This is a genomic window from Modestobacter versicolor, from assembly GCF_014195485.1.
GTDB lineage: Bacteria > Actinomycetota > Actinomycetes > Mycobacteriales > Geodermatophilaceae > Modestobacter > Modestobacter versicolor.
In genome coordinates, this window is the sequence record NZ_JACIBU010000002.1 from 149,581 (window position 1) to 173,730 (window position 24,150).

28 protein-coding genes are annotated in these 24,150 nt (G+C 75.1%); 4 read left to right on the forward strand and 24 right to left on the reverse strand.

All coding sequences use genetic code 11. The annotated features are described in order from the left end of the window. Positions 1–7: 7 nt before the first annotated feature. The gene (locus FHX36_RS20720; protein WP_183514298.1) at positions 8–1,462 is read right to left on the reverse strand and encodes a hypothetical protein; all 1,455 of its coding nucleotides are present in this window, start codon (positions 1,460–1,462) and stop codon (positions 8–10) included. A gap of 161 nt (positions 1,463–1,623) precedes the next feature. Beyond that, positions 1,624–2,304, reverse strand: coding sequence for a TrmH family RNA methyltransferase (locus FHX36_RS20725; protein WP_110554429.1), 681 nt, complete (start codon positions 2,302–2,304; stop codon positions 1,624–1,626). 45 nt (positions 2,305–2,349) lie between these two features. On the opposite strand from FHX36_RS20725, the gene FHX36_RS20730 reads away from it, so the two are divergent. Then, positions 2,350–3,498 (forward strand): GNAT family N-acetyltransferase, encoded by a 1,149-nt coding sequence (locus FHX36_RS20730; protein WP_183514299.1) that lies wholly within the window; start codon positions 2,350–2,352, stop codon positions 3,496–3,498. On the opposite strand, the gene FHX36_RS20735 is transcribed toward FHX36_RS20730, so the two are convergent. The 5 genes from FHX36_RS20735 to rpsB all read right to left on the reverse strand — a co-directional run bounded on the left by FHX36_RS20735 (position 3,465) and on the right by rpsB (position 8,165). Then, positions 3,465–4,634: a phosphatidate cytidylyltransferase gene (locus FHX36_RS20735; protein ID WP_183514302.1), complete on the reverse strand. Its 1,170-nt coding sequence runs from the start codon at positions 4,632–4,634 to the stop codon at positions 3,465–3,467. The genes FHX36_RS20730 and FHX36_RS20735 overlap by 34 nt on opposite strands. Before the next feature lie 22 nt (positions 4,635–4,656). After that, positions 4,657–5,214, reverse strand: a complete 558-nt coding sequence (gene frr / locus FHX36_RS20740; protein ID WP_110552296.1) for a ribosome recycling factor — start codon at positions 5,212–5,214, stop codon at positions 4,657–4,659. A gap of 107 nt (positions 5,215–5,321) precedes the next feature. After that, positions 5,322–6,110 (reverse strand): UMP kinase, encoded by a 789-nt coding sequence (gene pyrH / locus FHX36_RS20745; RefSeq protein ID WP_258372729.1) that lies wholly within the window; start codon positions 6,108–6,110, stop codon positions 5,322–5,324. Between the two features lie 184 nt (positions 6,111–6,294). Then, positions 6,295–7,110, reverse strand: coding sequence for a translation elongation factor Ts (gene tsf, locus FHX36_RS20750; protein ID WP_110552295.1), 816 nt, complete (start codon positions 7,108–7,110; stop codon positions 6,295–6,297). A 95-nt stretch (positions 7,111–7,205) separates the two neighbouring features. After that, complete coding sequence (gene rpsB / locus FHX36_RS20755) at positions 7,206–8,165, reverse strand: 30S ribosomal protein S2 (RefSeq protein ID WP_110552294.1); 960 nt, start codon at positions 8,163–8,165, stop codon at positions 7,206–7,208. Positions 8,166–8,485: 320 nt separating this feature from the next. Here rpsB and FHX36_RS20760 point away from each other — a divergent pair, with 320 nt between their 5' ends. Further along, on the forward strand, positions 8,486–9,031 hold the full coding sequence (locus FHX36_RS20760) for a M23 family metallopeptidase (protein ID WP_110552293.1): 546 nt from the start codon (positions 8,486–8,488) through the stop codon (positions 9,029–9,031). Positions 9,032–9,084: 53 nt separating this feature from the next. Beyond that, positions 9,085–9,561 carry a DUF4262 domain-containing protein gene (locus FHX36_RS20765; protein WP_110552292.1) on the forward strand — a complete coding sequence of 159 codons (477 nt, stop codon included), beginning with the start codon at positions 9,085–9,087 and terminating at the stop codon, positions 9,559–9,561. 43 nt (positions 9,562–9,604) lie between these two features. Here FHX36_RS20765 and whiG read toward each other — a convergent pair whose 3' ends face one another. Next, entirely contained in the window at positions 9,605–10,399 is a 795-nt protein-coding gene (whiG, locus tag FHX36_RS20770) for an RNA polymerase sigma factor WhiG (RefSeq protein ID WP_110552291.1), read from the reverse strand. 51 nt (positions 10,400–10,450) lie between these two features. Further along, the gene (locus FHX36_RS20775; protein WP_110552290.1) at positions 10,451–11,410 is read right to left on the reverse strand and encodes a tyrosine recombinase XerC; all 960 of its coding nucleotides are present in this window, start codon (positions 11,408–11,410) and stop codon (positions 10,451–10,453) included. Positions 11,411–11,559: 149 nt separating this feature from the next. Here FHX36_RS20775 and FHX36_RS20780 point away from each other — a divergent pair, with 149 nt between their 5' ends. Further along, complete coding sequence (locus tag FHX36_RS20780) at positions 11,560–11,967, forward strand: RidA family protein (protein WP_110552289.1); 408 nt, start codon at positions 11,560–11,562, stop codon at positions 11,965–11,967. Positions 11,968–11,976: 9 nt separating this feature from the next. Here FHX36_RS20780 and dprA read toward each other — a convergent pair whose 3' ends face one another. From dprA to FHX36_RS20855, 15 genes are all read right to left on the reverse strand, one after another. Continuing rightward, the gene (gene dprA, locus FHX36_RS20785; RefSeq protein WP_110552288.1) at positions 11,977–13,182 is read right to left on the reverse strand and encodes a DNA-processing protein DprA; all 1,206 of its coding nucleotides are present in this window, start codon (positions 13,180–13,182) and stop codon (positions 11,977–11,979) included. After that, positions 13,179–14,699 (reverse strand): YifB family Mg chelatase-like AAA ATPase, encoded by a 1,521-nt coding sequence (locus FHX36_RS20790; RefSeq protein WP_183514304.1) that lies wholly within the window; start codon positions 14,697–14,699, stop codon positions 13,179–13,181. The genes dprA and FHX36_RS20790 overlap by 4 nt, the downstream gene beginning before the upstream one ends. Continuing rightward, entirely contained in the window at positions 14,699–15,079 is a 381-nt protein-coding gene (locus FHX36_RS20795) for a YraN family protein (protein ID WP_110552287.1), read from the reverse strand. Before FHX36_RS20795 ends, FHX36_RS20790 begins: the two co-directional genes overlap by 1 nt. Before the next feature lie 131 nt (positions 15,080–15,210). Beyond that, positions 15,211–15,531, reverse strand: coding sequence for a DUF2469 domain-containing protein (locus FHX36_RS20800; RefSeq protein ID WP_110552286.1), 321 nt, complete (start codon positions 15,529–15,531; stop codon positions 15,211–15,213). A gap of 28 nt (positions 15,532–15,559) precedes the next feature. After that, positions 15,560–16,366, reverse strand: coding sequence for a ribonuclease HII (locus FHX36_RS20805; RefSeq protein WP_110552285.1), 807 nt, complete (start codon positions 16,364–16,366; stop codon positions 15,560–15,562). A gap of 227 nt (positions 16,367–16,593) precedes the next feature. Beyond that, positions 16,594–17,307 carry a LuxR C-terminal-related transcriptional regulator gene (locus FHX36_RS20810; protein ID WP_183514306.1) on the reverse strand — a complete coding sequence of 238 codons (714 nt, stop codon included), beginning with the start codon at positions 17,305–17,307 and terminating at the stop codon, positions 16,594–16,596. Positions 17,308–17,441: 134 nt separating this feature from the next. Beyond that, a complete protein-coding gene (lepB, locus tag FHX36_RS20815; RefSeq protein WP_183514308.1) occupies positions 17,442–18,524 on the reverse strand; it encodes a signal peptidase I in 1,083 nt (360 codons plus the stop codon). A 142-nt stretch (positions 18,525–18,666) separates the two neighbouring features. After that, positions 18,667–19,023, reverse strand: a complete 357-nt coding sequence (gene rplS, locus FHX36_RS20820) for a 50S ribosomal protein L19 (RefSeq protein ID WP_110554439.1) — start codon at positions 19,021–19,023, stop codon at positions 18,667–18,669. 173 nt (positions 19,024–19,196) lie between these two features. After that, complete coding sequence (locus FHX36_RS20825; protein WP_183514310.1) at positions 19,197–19,706, reverse strand: NUDIX domain-containing protein; 510 nt, start codon at positions 19,704–19,706, stop codon at positions 19,197–19,199. After that, on the reverse strand, positions 19,703–20,452 hold the full coding sequence (trmD, locus tag FHX36_RS20830) for a tRNA (guanosine(37)-N1)-methyltransferase TrmD (protein ID WP_183514312.1): 750 nt from the start codon (positions 20,450–20,452) through the stop codon (positions 19,703–19,705). Before trmD ends, FHX36_RS20825 begins: the two co-directional genes overlap by 4 nt. After that, entirely contained in the window at positions 20,449–20,964 is a 516-nt protein-coding gene (rimM, locus tag FHX36_RS20835; RefSeq protein WP_110552908.1) for a ribosome maturation factor RimM, read from the reverse strand. Before rimM ends, trmD begins: the two co-directional genes overlap by 4 nt. Positions 20,965–21,008: 44 nt before the next feature. After that, the gene (locus tag FHX36_RS20840) at positions 21,009–21,245 is read right to left on the reverse strand and encodes an RNA-binding protein (RefSeq protein WP_014742367.1); all 237 of its coding nucleotides are present in this window, start codon (positions 21,243–21,245) and stop codon (positions 21,009–21,011) included. A gap of 3 nt (positions 21,246–21,248) precedes the next feature. Then, a complete protein-coding gene (gene rpsP / locus FHX36_RS20845; protein WP_110552907.1) occupies positions 21,249–21,728 on the reverse strand; it encodes a 30S ribosomal protein S16 in 480 nt (159 codons plus the stop codon). Between the two features lie 196 nt (positions 21,729–21,924). Further along, positions 21,925–22,290, reverse strand: coding sequence for a ribonuclease E inhibitor RraB (locus FHX36_RS20850; protein WP_110552906.1), 366 nt, complete (start codon positions 22,288–22,290; stop codon positions 21,925–21,927). Beyond that, a complete protein-coding gene (locus FHX36_RS20855) occupies positions 22,283–24,019 on the reverse strand; it encodes a proline--tRNA ligase (protein WP_221204026.1) in 1,737 nt (578 codons plus the stop codon). The genes FHX36_RS20850 and FHX36_RS20855 overlap by 8 nt, the downstream gene beginning before the upstream one ends. Positions 24,020–24,150 lie beyond the last annotated feature (131 nt).

Genomic DNA, 24,150 nt, shown 5'->3' on the forward strand with positions numbered 1-24,150 from the left:
CGGGGGTTCAGCCCCGGCCCGCCGCGACCGACGGCGTGGTCGTGGTGGCCGTGGCGGTCGTCGTCGTGGCGGTGACGGTGGCGGTCGGGGCCGGGGTCACCGTCGGGTCGGGCGTGGGGGTCGGCTCGGGGGCGTCGGTCGGCGTCGGCGGCGTGGTGTCCGGCGGGACGACCGGCACGCAGGGGCCGCCGGCGTCCACCTGGGCCGCGGCACCGGCCGGCGCCGAGCAGTCGGGACCTGGGGGCACCTGGCCACCAGGGTCGCCGAGCGGGGCGTCCTTCTCGTCCCCGCTGCTGGGGTCGACGGCGACCGGGACCTCGACCGGGACCACGACGACCGGCGGGGTCTGCGGCGTCGGCGCCGGTGGCACCGCAGGCGGCGGGACCGTTGCGCTCGGGGCGGGCAGGGTGCGCACCGACCGGGGTGCCTCGGCGGCGGGGGTGCTGGGGACGTCGACCGGCGGCAGCACCGGCGCGGTGGTCGGCGCGGTCGTCGGCGCGGTTGCCGGCGCCGTCGGCTGGACCACCCGCGGAGCGGGGGTCCGCGGAGCCGGGGCGGTGGACGACGGGGTGGCCTCGAGCCGGGACGCCGCCACCTCCGGCCGGTCGGTGCCCGAGGCGCCGGGGAGGGTGAAGCCGGCGATCACCGCGGCGAGCGCCAGCACCGCGAGCGGCAGCAGCACCCGGAGCCGACGGCGACCGGAGGTCGGCGGGGTGCGGACGGCGGGAACCTCGACCGGCTCGTCGGGCTCCTCCGACGTCGCGGCTGCGGACGCTGCGGATGCGGACGGTCCGACTCCGGACGGCGCCGGGTCGGACGGCGTGCTGCCGGACGGTGCGGGGGCGGGGGTCGCCGCGGCACGGGCCGCCAGCTCCTCGCCGGCGCGGATGGCCTCCTCCCAGGCCGCCAGCTGGGCGGCCGCCTGCGCCTCGGCAGCGCGCTCGGCGGCGAGCTGCTCCGCGCGCAGCTCGGCCAGCGCCACCTCGATCCGGGGCGGCAGCGGCCGGCGTGCCGGCGCGGCGGGGTCGCTGTCGGCAATTCCGCCGTCCGCGGCGGCGCTGTCCGCGGCGGCGCTGTCCGCGGCGGTGCTGTCCGCGGCGGTGCTGTCCGCGGCGGTGCTGTCCGCGGCGGTGCTGTCCGCGGCGGTGCTGTCCGCGGCGGTGCTGTCCGCGGGCGCCGAGCGGTCGACGGCGGCGCCGTCGCCGGCGTCCGGCTCGGCCGTGGCCACGGCAGCAACCGGCTCAGCGGGCTCGTTCGTCGGCCCGTCGTCCGCGGGGTCGTCGGCGGGCTCGTCGTGCGCCGTCACCTCGACCGGGGATGCGTCGGCGGCCACCCACGCGGGCAGCCAGGCCTCGTCCCACGGCTCGTCGGCCACCGGCTCCGCGCTCGGTGGCGCGGCGGCCACCGCCTCGTCGACGGGCGTCTCCTGGGGGCCCTCGGGGCCCTGCGGTCCCACCGGCACAGCCCCTCCTCCGGGTCGTCAGCCTCCCGACCACCGGACGTGGTCGGCTGCGGGCACCGCTCCCCCCGGCCGCGATGCTGCCCGGTCGACGACTCCCCACTCGGAAGGCGCTCCGTGATGGCTCGGTGACGCAGAGCACGGACGCTCCGCCTCAGGCATCGTCAGGCCGGGTCTGCCCCCGGTGTCATCGGCAGTCCGGTGTGCTGTCGGACCCATGCGTGCATGGCGATCCCGGCGGCGACCCCCGCGTTGAGCGACCGGGTCGAGCCGAACTGCGCGATCGAGACGGTGAGCGCGGCGCCGGCCCGGGCGGCCGGGGTCAGCCCGGGGCCCTCCTGGCCGAACAGCAACAGCGAGCGGCGGGGCAGCTGCACGGTCTCCAGCGGGACGGCGTCCGGCCCGTTGTCGACGGCGACCACCGCGAGCTCCTGCTCGGCGGCGAACGCCAGCACCCCGGCGACGTCGGGGTGGTGCCGCAGGTGCTGGTAGCGGTCGGTCACCATCGCGCCCCGGCGGTTCCACCGGCGTCGGCCCACCACGTGCACCTCGGCGGCGAGGAAGGCGTTCGCCGTGCGCACCACGGTGCCGATGTTGAGGTCGTGCTCGAAGTTCTCGATCGCGACGTGGAAGGGGTGCCGGCGGGTGTCCAGGTCGGCCACGATCGCCTCGAGCGACCAGTACCGGTAGCGGTCGACGACGTTGCGCCGGTCGCCCTCGGCCAGCAGCTGGGGGTCGTAGCGCGGGTCCTCGGGCCACGGACCGCGCCAGGGCCCGACGCCGACCGAGCCGCCCCACTCGGTGGGGCCGGGTCCGTCGTCCGCCGGGGTCGCTCCGCTCGTCATCGCCGGGGATGCTGCCACGCCCGTCGGACCGGGTAGGCCGGGACGGTGAGCGACCCCGGCGTGCTGCTGCACCTGACGACACCGGCCGAGTGGCGCGCCGCGCTGGACGCCGGCGCGGTCACGCCGCCGTCCCTGGCCGAGGTCGGCTTCGTGCACCTGTCGAGCCCCGAGCAGGTGCACCTGCCGGCCGAGCGGCTGTTCCGGGGCCGCCGGGACGTCGTCCTGCTGGTGGTCGACCCGGCGCGGTTGCAGCACCCGGTGCGGCTGGAACCGGGCGTGCCCGGTGACCCGGCGAGCATGCGGTTCCCGCACCTCTACGGCCCGCTGCCCACCGCGGCGGTGGTCGCCGTGGTGCCGTGGCGGGCCGGGGCGCCGCTGGAGCTGCCGGACCCCGCGGACCCAGCCGCCCGGGCGCGGGCGATGGCGGTCTCCCTGCCCGTGCGCCGCGCTCCCAGCACCTCTGACGTCCCCGGCGCGATCGCGGTGCACGACCCCGCCTTCCCGCACTCGCGCGACGACAACCGGCTGCTGGTCACCGGCGACCTGGACGTCGACGCCATCGAGGCGCTGACCGCCCGGCAGGCAGCGGACGGCGGGTGGCCGGCCCGGACGGCGACACTGCTGCACCCCGGCGCCGGGCCGGTCGCCGCCGCCCTCGCCCGCCGTGGGTGGGACGTCTCCAGCGCCGTGGTGCTGGCCCACCGCGGCCCGTTCCCGGCCGCCGCCGACGGCCCCGCCGAGGTCGTGCCCCAGGCCGCGGTGCACCCGCTGTGGGACCGCTCCTGGCGCCAGGAGCTCACCGGCACCGGACCGCTGCTGGACGAGGTGGTCGGCCAGCTGGTCGGCCGGGAGCACCGCAACGACCGGGTCGTGCAGGTGGTCGACCTGGCCGTCCGCGCCGACGTCGGTGCCGGGCCGGAGGTCGTCGCTGCGCTGCAGCTGCGGGTGGACGGCGCGACCGCGTCGGTGGAGTCGGTGCTCACCGACCCCCGCGCCCGGCGGCGCGGGTACGCCGACGCGCTGCTGGGCGCGGCGCTCGCGCGGGCCGGCGCGGCGGGGTGCGACCTGGTCGTGCTGGAGGCGGCCGAGGAGGACTGGCCGCGGCACTGGTACAGCAGGCGCGGGTTCGCCGAGGTGGGGCAGGTCTGGGACGCCGTCGGTCAGACCGGCGCGACCGCCGAGAGGACCAGGTAGGCGACGGCGGCCGAGGGCAGCAGCGAGTCCATCCGGTCCATCAGGCCACCGTGCCCGGGCAGCAGGTTGCCCATGTCCTTGATGCCCAGGTCGCGCTTGATCAGCGACTCACCCAGGTCACCGAGGGTGGCGGTGAAGGCGATGGCGACGCCGTAGAGCACCCCGCCCCACCACGGGCCGTGGAAGGTGAGCGTCACCAGCAGCGTGCCGATCAGCACGCAGGCCAGCACCGACCCGGCGAAGCCCTCCCAGGACTTCTTCGGGCTGATCGACCGGGCCAGCGGGTGCTTGCCGAAGAGCACGCCGGCGGCGAACCCGCCCACGTCGCTGCAGACCACGGTGGCGATGAACGCCAGCACCCGGGCGACGCCGTCGTCGGGCACCAGGAGCAGCACCGCGAAGCCGGCGAGCAGCGGCACGTACAGCGCGACGAAGACCGCCGCCGAGGCGTCGCGCAGGTAGCCGACCGGGCCGTCGCCGAGCCGCCACAGCAGGACGGCGAAGACGGTCAGCAGGAAGGCGACCACCAGGCCGGAGGGGCCGCGGCTCCAGGCCAGGGCCATCATCGCCACGGCCCCGACGAGCACCGGCGCGCGCGGCGGGCGGTGGCCGCCGCGCTCCAGCGCCCCGGTGAGCTCGACGATGCTGATCAGCACCGCGATGGTGACCACCAGCAGGAAGGCCGGCCGCCAGACCAGCAGGGTGGCCACGACCACCGCGGCCAGGCCCAGGCCGACCCCGATGGCCGAGGCCATGTCGCGGCCGGCGCGGCCGGTGGCCCGCGGCGCACCGGAGGGCGTGTCGATCGGCGGCTCGCCGGTCGCCTCGGCGCCCAGCGCGTCCGGGACCGCGGTCAGCGGGGGCTCGGCGCCGTCGTCCTCGACCGGTTCGGCGTCCGGCCCGGCACCGGCGGCCGCGGGCTCGTCGTCCCAGCGCAGGCCGACCGTCTGCGGCCCGTCGACCGGCGCCGGCCGCTTGGCCGGCCGCGCCCGCGGGGGTGCCGGGCGGGGCGGCGCCGGGCGCTCACCGATCCGGACGACCGGGACGGCGTCGTCGGCGTCGAACAGGCCGGCCCGGCCGCGGGCAGGCTCACGCCCCGAGCCGGAGGGGTCGGGGCGGGGCGGGTCGGAGGTCACGGGACGGCGTCCGCTGGTCGGGTCAGACGTCGAGGAGCTCGGTCTCCTTGTTCTTCATCGCCTCGTCGATGCTGGCGACGTGGGTGGCGGTGAGGTCGTCGAGCTCCTTCTCCGCGCGCCGCACGTCGTCCTCGCCGGCCTCGCCGTCCTTCGCGATGCGGTCGAGCTCCTCCTTCGCGCGGCGGCGGATGTTGCGGATCGCCACCTTCGCGTCCTCGCCCTTCGACCGGGCCTGCTTCACCAGGTCGCGGCGGCGGTCCTCGGTGAGCTGCGGGAAGACCACCCGGATGATCGTGCCGTCGTTGGTGGGGTTCACGCCCAGGTCCGAGTCGCGGATCGCCCGCTCGATGGCCTGCAGCTGGCCCATGTCGTAGGGCTTGATGACCGCCATCCGCGCCTCGGGCACGGAGATCGAGGCCATCTGCGGCACCGGGGTGTAGGCGCCGTAGTAGTCGACCGAGATCTTGTTGAACATCGAGGGGGCGGCGCGGCCGGTGCGCACGGAACCGAGGTCCTCGCGGGCGACCGACAGGGCCTTGTCCATCCGCTCCTCGGCGTCGAGCAGGGTGTCGTCGATCACGGGGTTCTCTCCTCCTGCGGCAGTGCCGCCGTGCTGGCCGGTGGGTGTTCGGGGGTACGTGCGCGGAGACGTCCGGCGACCGTCGTCCGTACCCCGGGCCGGTCGGGTCAGACCGGCTGGCTGATCAGCGTGCCGATCCTCTCACCTGCGACCGCGCGGGCGATGTTGCCGTCCTTCAGCAGGTTGAACACGACGATCGGCATCTTGTTGTCCATGCACAGGCTGATCGCCGTGGCGTCGGCGACCTTGAGCTGCTTGGCCAGGACCTCGGCGTAGTCCAGGTCGTGGTACATCGTGGCCGACGGGTTGGTGCGCGGGTCGTCGCTGTACACGCCGTCGACCCCGTTCTTGGCCATCAGCAGCACCTGGCAGCCGATCTCCAGTGCGCGCTGGGCGGCGACGGTGTCGGTGGAGAAGTAGGGCATGCCGGCGCCGGCCCCGAAGATGACCAGCCGGCCCTTCTCCAGGTGCCGCACGGCCTTGCGCGGGATGTAGGGCTCGGCGACCTGGCCCATGGTGATCGCCGTCTGCACCCGGGTCTCCAGGCCGACCTGCTCGCAGAAGGCCTGCAGCGCGAGGGCGTTCATGACGGTGCCCAGCATGCCCATGTAGTCGGCGTGCCGGCGGTCCATGCCCGCCTCGGCCAGCTCGGCGCCGCGGAAGAAGTTGCCACCGCCGACGACGATGGCCACCTGCGTGCCGCCGTGGACGACCTCGGCCAGCTGCTCGGCGATGCGGTGGACGATGCCGCCGTCGACGCCGACGCTGCCGCCGCCGAACGCCTCACCGGAGAGCTTGAGCAGCACCCGGCGGTAGCCGCTGCCGTCGGTCGGGACGGAGGCGGCGGGTGCGAACAGCAGCCCCTCCGGGTTGGTGGCAGCGGTCGTGTCGCTCACGTGGCGGGTCCCTCGGTTCGGTGTCGTCGTGGTCGATCCTGCCGCATCCGCCGCGCGGGGTCCTCCGCGTCGTCGTCCGGACAGGCCACCGGCCCCGCTCCTCAGGAGGAACGGGGCCGGGTATGGCCACCCTTCAGCGGCCCGCGCCGAGCGTGCGAGGCGTGGGGGGAAGGGTGGTCCTTCGTCAGGCCTGGCCGACCTCGAAGCGGGCGAACCGCTCCACGGTGAGGCCGGAGTCGGCGATGACCTGCTGCACCGTGCGCTTGGGCTCGGTGATGGAGGGCTGCTCCAGCAGGACGAAGTCCTTGTAGTAGGCGTTGACCCGACCCTCGACGATCCGCGCGATCGCCTGCTCGGGCTTGCCCTCCTCCTTCGCCGTCTGCTCGGCGACCCGGCGCTCGGTCTCGACCGCGTCGGCCGGGACCTCCTCGCGGTTCAGGTAGCGCGGGCGCGCGGCGGCGATGTGCATCGCCAGCGAGCGGGCCGCGTCGGCGTCGCCACCGGAGTACTGCACGGCGACACCGATGGCCGGGGGCAGGTCCGTCGCCCGCTTGTGCAGGTAGACGGCGGTGGTGCCCTCGAAGACGGCGAAGCGGGACAGCACCAGCTTCTCGCCGATGCGGGCCGACTCGGCCTCGATCAGCTTCTCGACCGTCTGGCCGTCGGTCTCGGTGGCCAGCAGGGCCTGGACGTCGGCCGGCTTCTCGGCCAGGGCGATGTCCAGCAGGCGCTCGGCGAGGGCGACGAACTCGGCGTTCTTGGCGACGAAGTCGGTCTCGCAGTCGAGCTCGAGCAGCGCGCCGTCACGCGTGACGACGACACCGTTGGTCGTGGAGCGCTCGAGGCGCTTGCCCACGTCCTTGGCGCCCTTGACCCGGAGCAGCTCGATGGCCTTGTCGTAGTCGCCATCGGCCTCGGTCAGGGCCTTCTTGGAGTCCATCATGCCGGCGCCGGTGGCGTCGCGGAGACGCTTCACGTCGGCTGCGGTGAAGGCAGGCATGTCACTTCCTCTGGTCTGGGGGTGCTGGGGTGCGGACGTGCGGCGGCGCCGCCCCCCGACGCCCGGCGGGCGAGGGGGAGCGGCGCCGGAGCGGATCAGCCGTTCTGGGCGCCCTGGGTGCCGGTGGTCTGGTCACCGGTGGCGGGGACACCCTCGACCGGGGCGACCTCGGTCGCGGTGACGGTCGGGGCCTCGGCCGGGGTCTCCGGCAGCTCGGTCGCCGTGGCCGGGGCAGCGGCGTCGGCGGCCGGGGCCGCGGCGTCGGCGCCACCGGTGAGGAGCTCGCGCTCCCAGTCGGCCAGCGGCTCGCCGCCGCCGACCGGCGCCTCGGCGCCGTCCTCGGAACGACCGGCGTTGGCCTGCGCGGCCGAGCGGGCCATCAGGCCCTCGGCGACCGCGTCGGCGATGACGCGGGTCAGCAGCGCGGTGCTGCGGATGGCGTCGTCGTTGCCCGGGATCTTGTAGTCGACCTCGTCGGGGTCGCAGTTGGTGTCGAGGATCGCGACGACCGGGATGCCCAGCTTCCGGGCCTCGCCGACGGCGATGTGCTCCTTCTTGGTGTCCACGATCCAGACGGCGCTGGGCACCTTCTTCATGTCGCGGATGCCGCCGAGGGAGCGCTCGAGCTTGGCCTTCTCGCGGGAGAGGACCAGCTGCTCCTTCTTCGACAGGCTCACCAGGGCGCCGGTCTGCTCGAGGTCCTCGAGCTCCTTGAGGCGCTCCAGCCGCTTGTAGACGGTCTGGAAGTTGGTGAGCATGCCGCCCAGCCAGCGCTGGTTCACGTAGGGCATGCCGACGCGGGTCGCCTGCTCGGCGATGACCTCCTGCGCCTGGCGCTTGGTCCCGATGAACATGATCGAACCGCCGTGGGCGACGGTCTGCTTCACGAACTCGTAGGCCTGGTCGATGTAACCCAGCGTCTGCTGGATGTCGATGATGTAGATGCCGTTGCGCTCGGTGAAGATGAACCGCTTCATCTTCGGGTTCCACCGACGGGTCTGGTGCCCGAAGTGGACCCCGCTGTCGAGCAGGTTCTTCATGCTGACGACTGCCACGCGGCGCCGCCTTCCTTCTCGTGCGCGGGCGGCCGGGGCCGGCACCGCGCTGCTCGGTTGTCGCAGGCGCCCCGGTGGAGCGCCGCCCTGGTGCCCGGCCGCGCCACCGAACCCGCCGGGAGGGCGGGACCGAGGTGGCGACTGCCCCGCTGCAGCAGCGGGAAGAGGACACGCGAAGTCGATCCGCCGGAGGCGGACCGCAGGGCCAGCATACGCGCCCGTCCCGGCTGCTCCGACCGGGTCGTCCCCAGGGCGGGCCACCGTCCACAGCCGCGGTCCGCCCCGACCCCCGAGCGGCCGGGGGCGGCAGGGTCGGCGGGGTGTCCCGCACCCGTCTGCTGGTGGTGTCCGTCGTCCTCACGGCGTGCCTCGCCCCGTCCCTCGGCGTCCCCCGCTCCGCGTCCGCCGCCCCGGCCCGGCCCGCGTCCGCCGCCGCACCGGCGGCCGCGCTGTGGGTGCTGCCGCTCGCCGGCGACCTGCTGGTGACCCGGCCGTTCGACCCACCTCCCGGGCCGTACGGCGCCGGGCACCGCGGCGCCGACCTGGCCGGCTCGGTCGGGCAGCCGGTGCTGGCGGCCAGCGCCGGGGTGGTCGCCTTCGCCGGGCAGGTCGCCGGGCGGCCGGTGGTGAGCGTCGAGCACGCCGACGGCCTGCGCACCACCTACGAGCCGGTGCAGCCGATCGTGGCGGCCGGGCAGGTGGTCGCCCGCGGCTCCCCGCTGGGCGTGCTCCTCGCCGGGCACCCGGGGTGCCCGGCCCAGGCGTGCCTGCACTGGGGCCTGCGCCGGGCGGGCACCTACCTGGACCCGTTGTCGCTGCTCCGACCTCCTCGGGTGCGGTTGCTGCCGTGGGGGGACGTGGGGTGAGCAGCCCGTGCCACCGGCTGCGGTGACGAGCCCGGGGTCGCTACGGTCCGACCATGCGATTCGGACGCAAGCGGCCGATCGACGACGACGCGCGGGCGCTGGCCGACCTGGAGGGCGTCATCGACCGGTTCGGCTGGGGCGTGCTGCACGTGGGTCAGGGGCCGGCCTCGGGCGAGCCCCGGTTCTCCTACACCGTCGGGCTGACGGCCCTCGGCCACCCCGAGGTGATCGCCGTCGGGCTGCCGTTCGAGGCGGCCGAGCAGTTCCTCAACCTGGTCGGGGAGAGCGTCCGGGCCGGCGACCGCTGGGCGCACGGCTCCACGACCGACCGGTTCACCGACGCAGACTCCCCCGTCGTGTTCCTGCGCGTGGAGGACACCAGCCGGCTCACCGCCGTGGCGCAGGTCTACGGCCGGGTCGAGGCCGTGCAGCTGGTCTGGCCGGACTCCACCGGCAAGCTGCCGTGGCAGGAGGGTCACCGCAACCCGCCCGGGGTGCAGCCGCTGCTCGGCCCGCGACCGGCCGACTGACCCGGCCGGTGCGCGGGTGCGGCCGCGACCGGCCGCCGCACCGTCAGGCGATGTCGGCTAGCTTGCCGCGCAGGTGCAGGACCGCCTTGGTGTGCAACTGGCAGATCCGGCTCTCGGTCACCCCGAGCACCCGGCCGATGTCGGCCAGGGTGAGGCCCTCGAAGTAGTAGAGGCTGACGACGACCTTCTCCCGCTCCGGGAGCTGCTCGACGGCGCGGGCCAGCAGCTGGCGGGCCTCGCCGTGCTCGGCCATCGCCTGCGGGTCCAGCGCGCTGGTGTCCTTGAGCGTGTCGACCAGGCGCGGGGCGGAGCCGTCGTCGTCGACCAGCAGCTCGTCGAGGGCCACCACGTTGACCAGGGACAGCTGGCCGAGGAACTTGCGGATCTCCTCGACGTCCATGTCCATCTCGTCGGCGATCTCCTCGTCGGTCGGGCTGCGCTGGAGCTTGGCCTCCAGGGCGGCGACCGTCCGCTCGAACTGCCGGGCCTTCATCCGCACCGACCGCGGGATCCAGTCGGTGGAGCGCAGCTCGTCGATGATCGCGCCGCGGATCCGGGACATCGCGTAGCTCTCGAACTTGATCTCCCGGGACGGCTCGAACCGGGTGATCGCGTCGATCAGGCCGAAGGTGCCGTAGGAGACCAGGTCGGCCTGCTCCACGTGCGCGGGCAGACCGCTGCCGACCCGGCCGGCGACGTACTTGACCAGCGGCGCGTAGTGCAGGATCAGCCGGTCCCGCAGGCCGGTGTCCCGCTCGCGCACGTAGCGGGCCCAGAGGTCGGCGATGAACGCGTCCGGGTCCTCGCTGCTGAGCTGGTGGACCGTCGCCTCAGACACGTGCTCTCCCCCGCTCGACCTTCATCTGCCAGTGCTGCAACGCCGTGCACCTCATGCTCGTGGGTGGGCCTGGGCGTGGACCGCCCGCAGCCGCTCGACCGTCACGTGCGTGTAGACCTGCGTCGTCGCGAGGCTAGCGTGACCCAGCAGCTCCTGGACGCTGCGGAGGTCGGCACCGCCCTCCAGCACGTGCGTGGCCGCCGAGTGGCGCAGCCCGTGCGGGCCCACGTCCGGCACCCCCGGGGCGGCCGCGACGGCGGCGTGCACCACCCGGCGGGCCTCCCGCGGGTCCAGCCGGCCACCCCGGGTGCCGAGCAGCAGCGCCGGCCCGCTGGTCGGCGTCGCCAGCGCCGGGCGACCGCGGGCGAGCCAGTCCTCCACCGCGGCGGCAGCGGGTGCGCCGAACGGCACGCTGCGCTCCTTGCGGCCCTTGCCGAGCACCCGCAGCAGCCGGCGGCCCCGGTCGACGTCGTCGACGTCCAGCCCGACGAGCTCGCCGACCCGGATCCCGCTGGCGTAGAGCAGCTCGACGACCAGCACGTTGCGCAGCCGCAGGGCGGTGTCGGCGGGCTGCTCCTCCTCCGCGGGCGCCTGGGCGGCCCGGTCGAGGACGGCGCGGGCCTGGTCGGCCCCCAGCACGCCGGGCAGGGTGCGGTGGGCGCGCGGGCTGGACAGCCGCAGCCCGACGTCCTCGGCGAGCTGGCCGGAGCGGCGCAGGTGGGCGGTGAAGGACCGCGCGGAGGCAGCCCGGCGGGCGGTCGTGGAGCGGCTGTCGCCCTTCGTGCGGCCCTGGGCGAGCCAGCTGCGCAGGGTGGCGAGGTCCAGCGACGCGACGGTCGTCCCACCCCGCCGGACCAGGTGGTCCAGCAGCGAGACGACGTCACCGACGTAACCGCGGACGGTGTGCGGGGACAGGTCCCGCTGCAGCCGCAGGTGCTCCTCCCAGGCGTCCAGGGACTCGGCGAGCGCAGGCGGCAGCGCAGCGCGCAGCTCAGCGGTCCCGGTGGCCATGGGCGCAGCGTCCGTCGGCGGGCGCGCCTGGTCAACCGGGCGCGCCGCAGGTCGGTTGCGCGCGACCGTCGCCCGTTCGCCGGAACCGTCGTACCGCTGCGGTGTGCTGGGGCTCCCCGCCGGCCGGCGGGCCACTCCAGGAGGCCGCCATGAGCGTCGAGCTGATCAACCCCGCCGGACTGCCGGTGCCCACCGCCTACACGCAGGTGTCCGTCGCCACCGGCAGCCGCACGGTGTACCTGGCCGGTCAGGTCGCCCGGGACGCCGCCGGTGAGCCGGTCGGCCCCGGGGACCTGGCGGCCCAGGTCGAGCAGGCGTTCACCAACGTGGCCACCGCGCTGGGCGCCGTGGGCGGCAGCTTCGCCGACATCGCCAAGCTGACCGTCTACGTCGTCGACTGGGCACCGGAGAAGATGGCCGACCTGATGACCGGCGTGGGCCGGGTGGTGGAGCGGCTGGGCATCGACCCGGTCCGGCCGATCACGCTGCTCGGGGTCGCCGCGCTCGGCGAGCCCGACCTGCTGGTGGAGGTCGAGGCGGTGGCCGTCCTCCCCTGACCGCCCCGGTCACCGGGGCCGCCGTCCCCGCGGCCGGTCGGGCGGCGTCACCCGCCAGCCTGTGCCGGTCCACTCGACCAGGTCGTGCAGCTCCAGCACGGGCAGCACGCGGAGCACGTCGACCACCTCGCAGCCGGCGATGGTGGCCAGCCGCTCGGGCGGCACCCCGGTGCGCACCGGGCAGGCGTCGAGCACCCGGCGGGCGACGTCGGACAACGAGTCGAGCGCCGAACCCGGCCGCGCCGCGGGGTCGGCCAGGTCCGCACCCAGCCGGCCCACCTGCTGGAGCACCTCGGCCGCGGTGGTCACCAGCGTCACCTGGCGCTCGGTGTCCCGCAGCAGCTCGTGGCAGCCGACGCTCATCGCCGAGGTGACCGGCCCGGGCAGGGCCATCACCTGCCGTCCCAGGTCACGGGCCCGTTTGCCGGTCGCCAGCGCACCGGACCGCGCTGCTGCCTCCACCACCACCGTGCCCCGGGTGAGCGCGGCGATCAGCCGGTTGCGCACCAGGAAGCGGTGCCGCAGCGGCGCGCAGCCCGGCGGCCACTCGCTGACCAGCAGCCCCTCCTCGAGCACCCGGTGGAACAGCGCGGAGTGGGAGTGCGGGTAGGCCCGGTCGACGCCGCAGGCGAGCACCGCGACGGTCGGCGCCCCTGCCGCCAGCGCGCCCCGGTGGGCGGCGGCGTCGATGCCGAACGCGCCGCCGGAGACGATCGTCCAGCCCCGCTCCCCCAGCCCGTGCGCCAGCTCGGCCGCCACGTGCTCCCCGTACGCCGTGGAGGCCCGAGAGCCCACCAGCGCCACCGACCGGTCGACCAGCTCGTCCAGCCCGCGGTCACCGCGCACCCAGAGCGCCAGCGGAGGGACGAGGGCCTGCGTGCGGTCGGGCTGGTCGCGCCGCTCCACCGGGATGTCGTGCGCGGCCAGCGTCAGGCAGTGCAGGGTCAGCGCGGGCCACTCGTCGTCCTCCGGCACGACCAGGCGCGCGCCGCAGCGCTCGGCGCGCAGCAGGTCGTCGGCGCTGACGTCCTCGGCGGCGCGCTTGCCGACCAGTGCCTGCACCGCGGGTGGGGCCTCTCCGCGCCGGAGCGCCCGGTGGGCGTCCACCGGGCCGACGCGCTGCACGAACCGCCACACGTCCACCGACCCCGGTTCGACCGCCCGGGACAGCCACGCCCGGGCGAGCCGGACGTCCCACCCGGCCGCCGCGCTCACGCCGCCACCCGCTGCAGCCGCATGCCGAGGGCCTCGGCGACCTGGTCGGGGCCGGGCGTGGTCGCCCCGGCCAGGTCCGCCAGCGTCCAGGCGACCCGGAGCACCCGGTCGAAGCCGCGCACCGACAGCGCGCCGCGTTCCAGGGCTCGCTCGGCCAGCGCCAGCGAGCTGCGCCCCACCGGCCAGCGGTCGCGGAGCAGCCGGCCGGGCACCTGGCTGTTCAGCGACAACCCGGTGCCGGCCATCCGTGCAGCCGCCGTGGCACGAGCCAGCCGGACCCGACGGGCGACCACGGCCGTCGACTCGGGCCGTCCGGTGCCGTCCAGCCACGCGGCCCGGGTGACCGGCGGCAGCGTCACCCGCAGGTCGATCCGGTCCAGCAGCGGACCGGACAGCCGGGACTGGTAGCGCCGGCGCTCGAGCGGGCTGCAGGTGCAGGCGGTGTCGCCCGCGGCACTGGCGCAGGGGCAGGGGTTGGCCGCCAGCACCAGCTGCGCCTGGCACGGGAAGGTCGCCGAGCCGTTGGCCCGGTGGATGGTGACCGAGCCGCGCTCCAGCGGCTGGCGCAACGTGTCGAGCACCGACCGGGGGAACTCCGGTGCCTCGTCCAGGAAGAGGACACCGCGGTGCGCCCGGCACAGCGCGCCCGGGCGGATCTGCCCGGACCCACCGCCGACGAGCGCGGCCATCGTCGCCGAGTGGTGCGGCGCCTCGAAGGTCGGCCGGGTCACCAGCGGTGCTCCGGGCGGCAGGGTGCCGGCGATCGAGGCGATCGCGGTGACCTCCAGCGCCGCCTGCTCGTCCAGCGGGGGCAGCAGGCCCGGCAGCCGCTCGGCGAGCATCGTCTTCCCGGCGCCGGGCGGGCCGGTCAGGAAGACGTGGTGCCCACCTGCGGCGGCCACCTCCACCGCCCGCCGGCCGGCCGCCTGACCCACGACGTCGGCGAGGTCCGGCCCGGGCGGTGGCGGGCTCGCCGCTGCCCGCTCGTGCGGCGTCAGCGGGCCCCTGCCCGCGAGGTGGGCCACGACCTGCCCGAGGCTGCCGGCGGCGAGCACCTCGATGCCCTCGACGAGGCCGGCCTCGTCGGCGTTGTCCCGGGGCACCACGACCTGCCGGTGACCGGCGCGGGCAGCGGCCAGCACGGCGGGCAGCACCCCGCGGACCGCCCGCAGCGAGCCGTCCAGGCCGAGCTCGCCCAGCAGCACCAGGTCGCGCACGCGCCCCGCCGGGAGCACCTTGGCCGCGGCGAGCACGGCCACCGCGAGCGCGAGGTCGAACCCGCTGCCCTGCTTGGGCATCGCGGCCGGCGACAGCCCGATCGTCACCCGGCGCAGCGGGAACTCGTGACCGGTGTTGACCACGGCGGCCCGCACCCGGTCCACCGACTGCCGCACGACGGCGTCGGGCAGCCCGACGAGGGCGACGGTCGGCACCCCGGCCGCCAGGTCGACCTCCACCTCGACCATCGCCCCCTGCACGCCGGCCAGCCCCACCGACCAGGTCCGCGCGAGCGCCATCAGAACGCGTTCCGCAGGTGGGTGACCTCGACCGGGCCGGCGACCGGGACGTGCACGCCGACGACGTCGAAGCGCAGGTCCGGTGCGTGGTGGTCGTGCGCCGCCAGCCAGGAGCGGGCAAGCAGCCGGAGCCGCCGCCGCTTGGCCGCGGTCACCGCCTCGGCGGGGTGCCCGAAGCCGGTGCCGGTGCGGGTCTTCACCTCGCAGAAGACCAGCGCGTCGCCGTCCCGGGCGACCACGTCCAGCTCGCCCTCGCGGCAGCGCCAGTTGCGGTCGAGGACCTGCAGCCCGGCGTCGGTCAGCGCCCGGACGGCGACCCGCTCGCCGTAGGCGCCGAGCGCCGCGCGGTGGTCCGGCGGGGAGTTCTCAGGAGTGGGCACCCGTCGACCGTGACGGCCGGGCACGGCGCCCGGGAAGAGCTCGGGCGTGGCTGTGGACGGCGCCCCCGGCTGTGGACGACGGGGGGCCGGTCGCCCTCAGCGCGGGTCAGGCTGCCGGGGTGCAGACGAGATCAGGGCAGGCGCGGCTGGTCCGGCAGCTCGAGGTCGGGCTTGTCGAGCTCCTCGACGTTGACGTCCTTGAACGTCACCACCCGCACGTTCTTCACGAACCGGGCCGGGCGGTACATGTCCCACACCCAGGCGTCGGAGAGCTTCAGCTCGAAGAACACCTCTCCCCCGGCGTCCCGGACCTGGAGGTCCACGCTGTTGGCCAGGTAGAAGCGCCGCTCCGTCTCCACGACGTAGGAGAACTGGCGGACGATGTCCTTGTACTCGCGATAGAGCTGCAGCTCCATCTCGGTCTCGTACTTCTCGAGGTCCTCGGTGCTCATCGCGCGTGCTCCATCGGTGCCGGGGACATCAGTGCTGGGACATCAGTGCGGGGACATCTGGTGTTCGGTCGTCGGCTGCTGGGACGACGGCTTCCCGACCATCATCGTGCATGCCGGCCCGGGACGGCAGGCCCGCGGCCCGCGCGGCGTGTGCGTCCCGCGCCCGGGCCACGTTGACGAAGCGCATCCGGTGCTCCGGGCAGGGCCCGTGCTCGTCGAGGGCGGCGCTGTGCACGTCGGTGATGTAGCCCTTGTGCTCGGCGAAGCCGTACTGCGGGAAGCGCTCGTGCAGCTCGGTCATCGTCCGGTCCCGGGTCACCTTCGCCAGCACCGAGGCGGCGGCCACGCAGGCTGCCACCCGGTCGCCCTTCCACACCGCCAGCGAGGGCTGGGACAGCCCGCTGACCGGGAAGCCGTCGGTGAGCACGTAGTCCGGCGCGAGCTCCAGCGCGCGGACCGCGCGGCGGAGCGCCTCGATGTTGGTCACGTGCATGCCGCGGGCGTCGAGGTCGCCCACCGGGATGGCCACCACCGACCAGGCCAGCGCGCGGTCGACCACCTCGGCGTAGACCTCCTCGCGGGTGGCCGGGGTGAGCAGCTTGGAGTCCGCCAGGCCCGGGACCCGGCCGCGTCGGCCGGCCGGCAGCACGCACGCCGCGGCCACCAGGGGCCCGGCGCAGGCGCCGCGGCCCGCCTCGTCGGCACCGGCGATCGCGGAGAACCCGCGCCGGCGCAGCGACCGTTCCATCACCCAGAGGGCGTCGGCGGGGTCGTCGTCGGTCGGGCGCGGGCGCCCCGGCGAGCGGGACGCGGCAGGAGCGGGTCGAGCAGCCATCGCCTCCCGACACTACGTCGGGGGGACGACGGCGCGGGAGCCACCACCGGCGGCAGCGAGAGCACCACGAGCCGATCCCCGGGGGAACGGGGACCGGCTCGTGGCGGCCTGCCCGACCGGCGTGCGCCGACCGGACCGGCCTGCCGGGACGGGGTCCGTCCCGGGGTGGGGGCCGGCCCGGGCGCCGTGGGGTCAGGCGCCCGGACCGACGTCTCGCTCCGGCCGGCTCAGATCCCGGTGGAGGTCAGGGAGTGGGCACCGCAGGTGCACCCGGGGCTGCGCACGCCGTTGCGGGCGGAGAGGACCAGGGAGACCGCGTGCGCCCGGTCACGGGCACCCAGCTTGCGCAGGATCGCCTTCACGTGGGACTTCACCGTGTCCTCGGAGATGAACAGGTTCTTCCCGATCTGCCGGTTCGACTGCCCCTGCAGCAGCTCGTCGAGCACGTCGGACTCCCGACGGGTCAACGGCACCTCCGGGGTCAGCTCGCGGGCCACCGGCACCTCACCGGCCTCCCCACGACGGATCTGCGGGTCCACCACCGTCCGACCGGCCCGAGCCGCCAGCACCGCCCAGCCCAGCAACGTCGGCGAGGTGTTCATCAGCAGGTAGCCACGCACACCGGCAGCCAGCGCCTCGTTGACCACAGCCGGGTCCTCCGAGGTCGCCAGCGCCACGATCGCCAGCGTCGGGAACCGCCGCCGCAGGTCCCGGCACGCGTTCAGCGTCGCACCACGACCGGCACCCAGCTCCACGACCACCGCGTCCGGGCGGGCGGTCTCGGCCAGCGTCAGCGCCCGCCGCGGCTCACCGGGAGTGCCCACCGCCTGCAGACCGGCGGTCTCGTTGACCATGCCGATCAGCCCACGGCGCAGCACCGGCGCGTCGGCCAGGATCAGGACGCGGGTGACGCCGCGCGAAGCGGCCAGAGGGGTGGACACAGCTGGTTCTCCATTCACATCCGATGACTTGCTGCTGTCTCCATCGGAAGGGTGAACGGAGTTCTTTAACTTCTTTTTGCAGATCCGCGCCATTCCTCGGCCATTCCGGAGAATGGCTGAGCGCAGTACCGGGCTCAGTCGGAGCCGGTCTCCCGCGCCGGGCGGGTCTGGGCCGGCCGGCGGATGCGCCGCCAGCCGGTGCGCGGTGGGCGCCGCGACGGCCCGGTCAGCCGCGCACGCCTGCTCCGCCGGCGGCGGCGCCAGGCGGTCAGCGGCACCGCCCCGGTCAGCCCGAGGACGTAGGGGGCGGCCACCGCGGCGGCGCCCTGCACGAGCGGCATCGGAGCGGCCGCGCCGGGCATGCCTTGGTCGTCGGTGCCCTGGATGTCCGGGCTGTCCAGCAGGGTGAACCGGTCCAGCGGCCAGACGATGAGCGCGCCCTTGCCGATGACGTCGTCGACGGCGATCGTGCCGCTGTACTGGTCGGTGACGTGCCGCCGGGAGTCCGACGAGGCCGAGCGGTGGTCGCCCATCACCCACAGCCGCCCCTCGGGCACGGTGACCGGGTCGAACTCACGCCCGAGCGAGCCACCGCCCAGCGGGGAGTCCTGGTAGATGTACGGCTCGTCCAGCGGCTCGCCGTCGACCAGCACGCGCCCCTCGGCGTCGCAGCACTCGACGGTCTGACCGGCCGTGGCGATGACCCGCTTGACGTAGTCGTCCTCGCTGGGCGGCGCCACCCCGATCGCCCGGCCGAGGCCCAGCAGCGCGCCGGAGAACCAGTTGCTCGGCTCGCTGACGGTGATCTCCGGGGACCAGGTGTCCGGGCCGCGGAACACCACGATGTCGCCGGGCTCGGGCTCGCCGAACCAGTAGGGCACCTTGTTGACCAGCACCCGGTCGCCGGTGCACCCGGTGCACCCGTGCAGCGTCTGCTCCATCGAGCCCGACGGGATGAAGAACGCCTGGATCAGGAAGGTCTTCACCAGCAGGGCCAGCACGAAGGCGATGACCAGCAGCACCGGCAGCTCGCGAAGCAGCGAGCCCTTCTTCTTGGCCGCGCCGGCCCGGCCGCGACCTCGGCGGCCGCCCGCCGCGGGGACGGCGGCGCTCGCTCCCCCGGCCGGTGGGGCGACCCCGTCGGAGCCGGACTCGTCGGTGGCGGACTGCCCGGTTGCGCGGGGGTCGGCAGGCTCAGTGGGCCCGTGCGTGCTCATCGGGGCCAGCCTACGGTCCGCCCCGGGCCTCGCAGGTCGACCCGCCCGGCGGCCGCCGTCCGGCGGTCGGCGCCGCCCGGCCCCCGACGCACGAACGGGCCGGCTGCGCAGTGCAGCCGGCCCGTTCGGGGAGTGCGGGGTGTCAGCGGACGACAGCCTCGCGCTTCTCCTTGATCTTGGCGGCCTTGCCGCGCAGCTCGCGGAGGTAGTACAGCTTGGCCCGGCGGACGTCACCGCGGGTCAGCACCTCGATCTTCTCCACGACGGGGGTGTGCACCGGGAAGGTGCGCTCCACGCCGACGCCGAAGCTGACCTTGCGGACGGTGAAGGTCTCGCGGATGCCGCCGCCCTGGCGCCGGATGATGACGCCCTGGAAGACCTGGACACGCGAGCGGTTGCCCTCGATGACCCGCACGTGCACCTTGACGGTGTCGCCGGGGCGGAAGTCGGGGATGTCGTCGCGCAGCGACGCAGCGTCGAGGGCGTCCAGGGTGTTCATCGCAGCAGTCCTCAGTCCTAGCGGGAAACTCAGCTCGGGCAAGCTCAGTGGTACGGGCAGCGGTGTCCCGGTGCATCCGTACCGGGTGGCTGCGCTCCGCTGCCCCGGAGGGGCAGGAAGCCACCGTCGACGCGAGCCGACGGCCTGCAGCAGCTCTCTACTGTGCCACATCTTCAGTCGACGATGCGCGGCGGCCCCGTCCACGGACCCGCCAGCACCAGCGGGAGCACCCGCGCCAGCTCCCGGGGGGCGAACGTCGCCGTCCCCGCGGCGATCTCGTCGAGACCCCACCAGCGGTGCGGCTCGTCGTCGGCCAGCTCCTGCGCGGTGCGACCGGCGGTGTCCACCTCGTGCTCGACCCCGCGCAGCACGAAGTAGCTCTCCCGCGCGTCGACGAGCTCGCCACCCCACGGCGTCAGGTGCCGGCGGAACCAGACCGGGCCCTCCAGCTCGGCCGGCGCCACGAGCAGCCCGATCTCCTCGGCGAGCTCGCGGACGGCGGCCGTGCGCAGGTCCTCGCCGTCCTCCACGCCCCCGCCGGGGGTGTACCACCACTCCACCGGGGCCTCGGGCGGCGGCGCGTGCCCGCGCGACCCCAGCAGGAGCACCCGCTGCTCCCGGTCCAGCACGAGCACCCGGCTGGTCGGCCGCACCCGCGCGCCGGTTCCGCGGGGGCCGGTCACGCGGAGGGGTCGGCGTCGAGCGCGGCCCGGTCGGCGGCGTCCAGCGCCCCGTCCGGGAGCGCCGCGAACAGGTCGGGACGGCGGTCGGCGGTGCGGCGCAGCGACTGCGCGCGCCGCCAGCGGGCGATGGCGGCGTGGTCGCCCGACAGCAGCACCGGCGGCACCTCGTGCCCGCGCCAGCTCGCCGGGCGGGTGTAGGAGGGTCCCTCGAGCAGCCCGTCGGCGTGCGAGTCGAACTCCACGGACTCGGCGTTGCCCACCACCCCGGGGATCAGCCGGGTGACCGCCTCGACCATGACCAGGACCGCGGACTCCCCACCGGCGAGCACGTAGTCGCCGATGGAGACCTCCGACACCGGGCCGGCCCCGGCCGCCCAGTCGGCGACCCGCTGGTCGATGCCCTCGTAACGACCGCAGGCGAAGACCAGCCCGGGCTCGGTCGCCCACTGCGCCGCCAGGGCCTGGGTGAACGGCCGGCCCGCCGGGGTGGGCACGACGAGCCGGGTGCCGGGCGGGCGCACGGCCTCCAGCGCCCTCCCCCACGGCTCCGGGCGCATGACCATCCCGGGCCCGCCGCCGTACGGGGAGTCGTCGACCGTCCGGTGCACGTCGTCGGTCCACTGGCGCAGGTCGTGCACGCCGATCTCGACCAGGCCGCGCTGGGCCGCCTTGCCGAGCAGCGACTGGCCCAGCGGGGCGAGGTACTCGGGGAAGATCGTCAGGACGTCGACGCGGAACGGCGTCACAGGTCGAGCAGCCCCTCGGGCGGGTCGACGACCACCCGTCCGCCCGCCAGGTCGACCGTGGGGACGATGGCGCTGACGAAGGGCACCAGCAGGTCGGCGGCGCCCGGGCGGCGGACGACGAGCAGCTCGGTGCCCTCGTGCCGCACCCCGGTCACCTCGCCGAGCGGGGTGCCGTCGGGCAGCACGGCGGCCAGCCCGACCAGCTGGTGGTCGTAGAAGGAGTCCGGGTCGTCGAGCTCGGGGAGCTCCTCGACCGGGACCAGCAGCTGGGTGTTGCGCAGCGCATCGGCGCCCTCGCGGTCGACCACGACCTCGCCGTCCGGGCCGGCCAGGGTGAGCAGCAGCGTGCCGCTGTGCCAGCGCATGCCGGCGACGGTGAGCGGACCGCGCGACGCGGGCTCGGTGAGCAGCGTCGCCCCGGGGGCGAAGCGGAGGTCGGGGTCGTCGGTGCGGACCTCGACGGTCACCTGACCACGAACACCGTGGGGTCGGCCGATGCGGCCGACCACCACGGTGTCGGTGGACTGCGGGGTGGCGCCGGAGGCGCCGGGAGTGCTCAGCGCCCGTCGGTGTCGACGACGTCGACCCGCAGGCCGCGGCCGCCGACACCGGTCATGACCTGGCGCAGCGCCTTGGCGGTGCGACCACCGCGGCCGATGACCTTGCCGAGGTCGTCGGGGTGCACCCGGACCTCGAGGGTCTTGCCGCGCCGGCCGTTGACCAGGTCGACCACGACGTCGTCGGGGTTGTCGACGATGCCCTTGACCAGGTGCTCGAGCGCCTCTTCGAGCACGTCTTACTCGGCGGGCGTCTCGGCGGCCGGAGCCGCCTCGGCGGCAGCCGGCTCGGCGGCGGCCGGAGCGTCGGCAGCCGGGGCGGCCTCCGCCTTGGGAGCGGCCTTCTTCTTCGGCGTGGTCGCCTCGGTGGACGGCTCGCCCATGGAGGCGCGGGCGGCCTCCTCGTAGATGGCCTTCTTGTCCGGCTTGGGGGCCGCGACCTTCATCGGGGCCGGAGCCGGCTCGCCCTTGAACTTCTGCCAGTCACCGGTGACCCGGAGGATGGCGCGGACGGCCTCGGTCGGCTGGGCGCCGACGCCGAGCCAGTAGGCGGCGCGCTCGCCGTCCACCTCGATGTAGGAGGGGTCCTCCTTGGGGTGGTACTTGCCGATGGTCTCGATCGACCGGCCGTCCCGCTTGGTGCGGGCGTCGGCGACGACGATGCGGTAGTACGGCGCGCGCATCTTGCCCAGGCGCATGAGCTTGATCTTGGTGGCCACGGTGTGTGGTGTGCTCCTCGAACGTGTGTGGTTGCTCGCCGGACGGACGCGTGGGGATACGCCGGGGCGGAGCGATGGACACGGGCGGGGATGGAGAGAGGGCCGCCCACCGCCGTGTTCGACGGTCCATGATGCCAGACGCGGCGACGTCGCCTCGACCCGAGCCCGGTCCGCCGGTGACCCGGCACGCCGACGGCTACCCGGTGGGGCCGGGCGCCCCGTCCTCGGGCGGGACGAGGAAGCCGCCCCACCCGTCGTAGCGGCCGCCGTGCCGCCCGACGATCGCCACGACCTCGCGGGTGAACGCCGCCGCGGTGCCGTGGTCGACGGCGGTCATCGCGCTGAACTCGACCCAGACGGTGAGCAGCCGGCGGTGGGTCCCGTCGATCCGGTAGCCGGCGTCCACCAGCTCGGCCGACGCGGCGGCCGCGGCCCGGCGGAACCGGAAACCGGCCAGGTGGTCGATGGGCCGGGGCGCGGCGACCTCGTCACCGTGGGCCAGGTTCGCCTCGACCGTCTCGGCGGTCAGCCGGAGCTGCTCGACGAGGTCCTGGTCAGCCACGGACGGCGGCGACGACCGCGGCGGCCGCGTCGGCCACCGGCACCTCGGTCCGCTCGCCGGTCGCCCGGTCGCGCACCTCGATCACGCCGTCGGCCACGCCGCGGCCCACGGTGACGATCGTCGGCATCCCGAGCAGCTCGGCGTCCTTGAACTTCACGCCCGGGCTGACCTTCGGCCGGTCGTCGAAGAGCACGGTGAGGCCGGCGGCGACGAGCTCAGCGGCGAGGGTCTCCGCGGCCTCGAAGACGGCGGCGTCCTTGCCGGTGGCGACCAGGTGGACGTCGGCCGGTGCGACCGACCGCGGCCAGCGCAGGCCCAGCTCGTCGTGGGTCGACTCGGCGATCGCCGCGACCGCCCGGGAGACGCCGATCCCGTAGGAGCCCATGGTGACGGTGACGAGCTTGCCGTTCTCGTCGAGCACCTTGAGGTCCAGCGCCTCGGCGTACTTGCGGCCCAGCTGGAAGATGTGGCCCATCTCCACGCCGCGCGCGAGCTCCAGCGGGCCCGAGCCGTCGGGGGCCGGGTCGCCGGGCAGCACCTCGGCCGCCTCGATGACGCCGTCCCAGCTGAAGTCGCGGCCGGCGACCAGGTCGAAGACGTGCTTGCCGGCCTCGTTCGCACCGGTGATCCAGCGGCTGCCGGGGACGACGCGGGGGTCGACCAGGTAGCGGATGCCGGACTTGCCCTCGCTGCCGAGCACCTGCGGGCCGATGTAGCCCTTGACCAGGTCGGGGTGGGCGGCGAAGTCGGTGAACGGCTCGACCTCGGCCGGGGCGACCTGGGCCTCCAGCCGCTTGGTGTCGACCTCCCGGTCGCCGGGCAGGCCGATGACCAGCGGCTCGCGGGTGCCGTCGGGGTGCACCAGGGTGACGACGACGTTCTTCAGGGTCTGGGCGGCGGTGTACCCGGCGTCCGGGAACTTCTCGACGGCCACCGCGACCAGGGTCTCGATGGTGGGGGTGTCGGGGGTGTCCTCGACGTGCGCCTCGGGCAGGCCCTCGAAGGGGATGGACTCCGGGACGACGGTGGTGACCGCCTCGACGTTCGCCGCGTACCCGCCGGGCGAGCGGACGAAGGTGTCCTCGCCGATCGAGGTGGGGTGCAGGAACTCCTCGCTCTTGGAGCCGCCCATCGCCCCGGACATCGCCGAGACGATCACGTACTCCAGGCCCATCCGGTCGAAGACCCGGATGTAGGCCTCGCGGTGCGCGGCGTAGGAGCGGTCCAGCCCGGCGTCGTCCACGTCGAAGGAGTAGCTGTCCTTCATGGTGAACTCGCGGCCGCGGAACAGCCCGGCGCGGGGCCGCGCCTCGTCCCGGTACTTGGTCTGGATCTGGTAGAGCGAGACCGGCAGGTCCTTGTAGGAGCCGTAGAGGTCCTTCACCAGGAGGGTGAACATCTCCTCGTGGGTGGGGCCGAGCAGGAAGTCGTTCCCGCGGCGGTCCTGCAGCCGGAACAGGTTGTCGCCGTACTCGGTCCACCGGCCGGTCGCCTCGTAGGGCTCGCGGGGCAGCAGCGCCGGGAAGTGCACCTCCTGCGCGCCCATCGCGTCCATCTCCTCGCGGACGATGCGCTCGACGTTGCGGAACACCCGCCAGCCCAGCGGCAGCCAGGTGAAGCCCCCCGGCGCGGCCCGCCGGATGTAGCCGCCCCGCACGAGCAGGCGGTGGCTGGGGACCTCGGCGTCGGCCGGGTCGTCGCGCAGGGTGCGCAGGAACAGGGAGGACATCCGAAGGAGCACGGCACGAGTCTCCCAGGCGACCGGGGACGGGCGTCCACGGGTTTGCGATCGGCCCGGAAGACCCGCCGCTCAGGCCGGCTCGGGCACGCCGCCGGGGTCGCCGCCCGGGTCATCGGGGG

Bases quoted from the DNA above. Each gene is read 5' to 3' on its own strand.
- FHX36_RS20725 (WP_110554429.1), bottom strand. From the start codon at position 2,304: ATGACGAGCGGAGCGACCCCGGCGGACGACGGACCCGGCCCCACCGAG.
- tsf (WP_110552295.1), bottom strand. From the start codon at position 7,110: ATGCCTGCCTTCACCGCAGCCGACGTGAAGCGTCTCCGCGACGCCACC.
- FHX36_RS20765 (WP_110552292.1), top strand. From the start codon at position 9,085: ATGCGATTCGGACGCAAGCGGCCGATCGACGACGACGCGCGGGCGCTG.
- FHX36_RS20775 (WP_110552290.1), bottom strand. From the start codon at position 11,410: ATGGCCACCGGGACCGCTGAGCTGCGCGCTGCGCTGCCGCCTGCGCTC.
- FHX36_RS20780 (WP_110552289.1), top strand. From the start codon at position 11,560: ATGAGCGTCGAGCTGATCAACCCCGCCGGACTGCCGGTGCCCACCGCC.
- FHX36_RS20790 (WP_183514304.1), bottom strand. From the start codon at position 14,699: ATGGCGCTCGCGCGGACCTGGTCGGTGGGGCTGGCCGGCGTGCAGGGG.
- FHX36_RS20800 (WP_110552286.1), bottom strand. From the start codon at position 15,531: ATGAGCACCGAGGACCTCGAGAAGTACGAGACCGAGATGGAGCTGCAG.
- FHX36_RS20805 (WP_110552285.1), bottom strand. From the start codon at position 16,366: ATGGCTGCTCGACCCGCTCCTGCCGCGTCCCGCTCGCCGGGGCGCCCG.
- lepB (WP_183514308.1), bottom strand. From the start codon at position 18,524: ATGAGCACGCACGGGCCCACTGAGCCTGCCGACCCCCGCGCAACCGGG.
- rplS (WP_110554439.1), bottom strand. From the start codon at position 19,023: ATGAACACCCTGGACGCCCTCGACGCTGCGTCGCTGCGCGACGACATC.
- FHX36_RS20855 (WP_221204026.1), bottom strand. From the start codon at position 24,019: ATGTCCTCCCTGTTCCTGCGCACCCTGCGCGACGACCCGGCCGACGCC.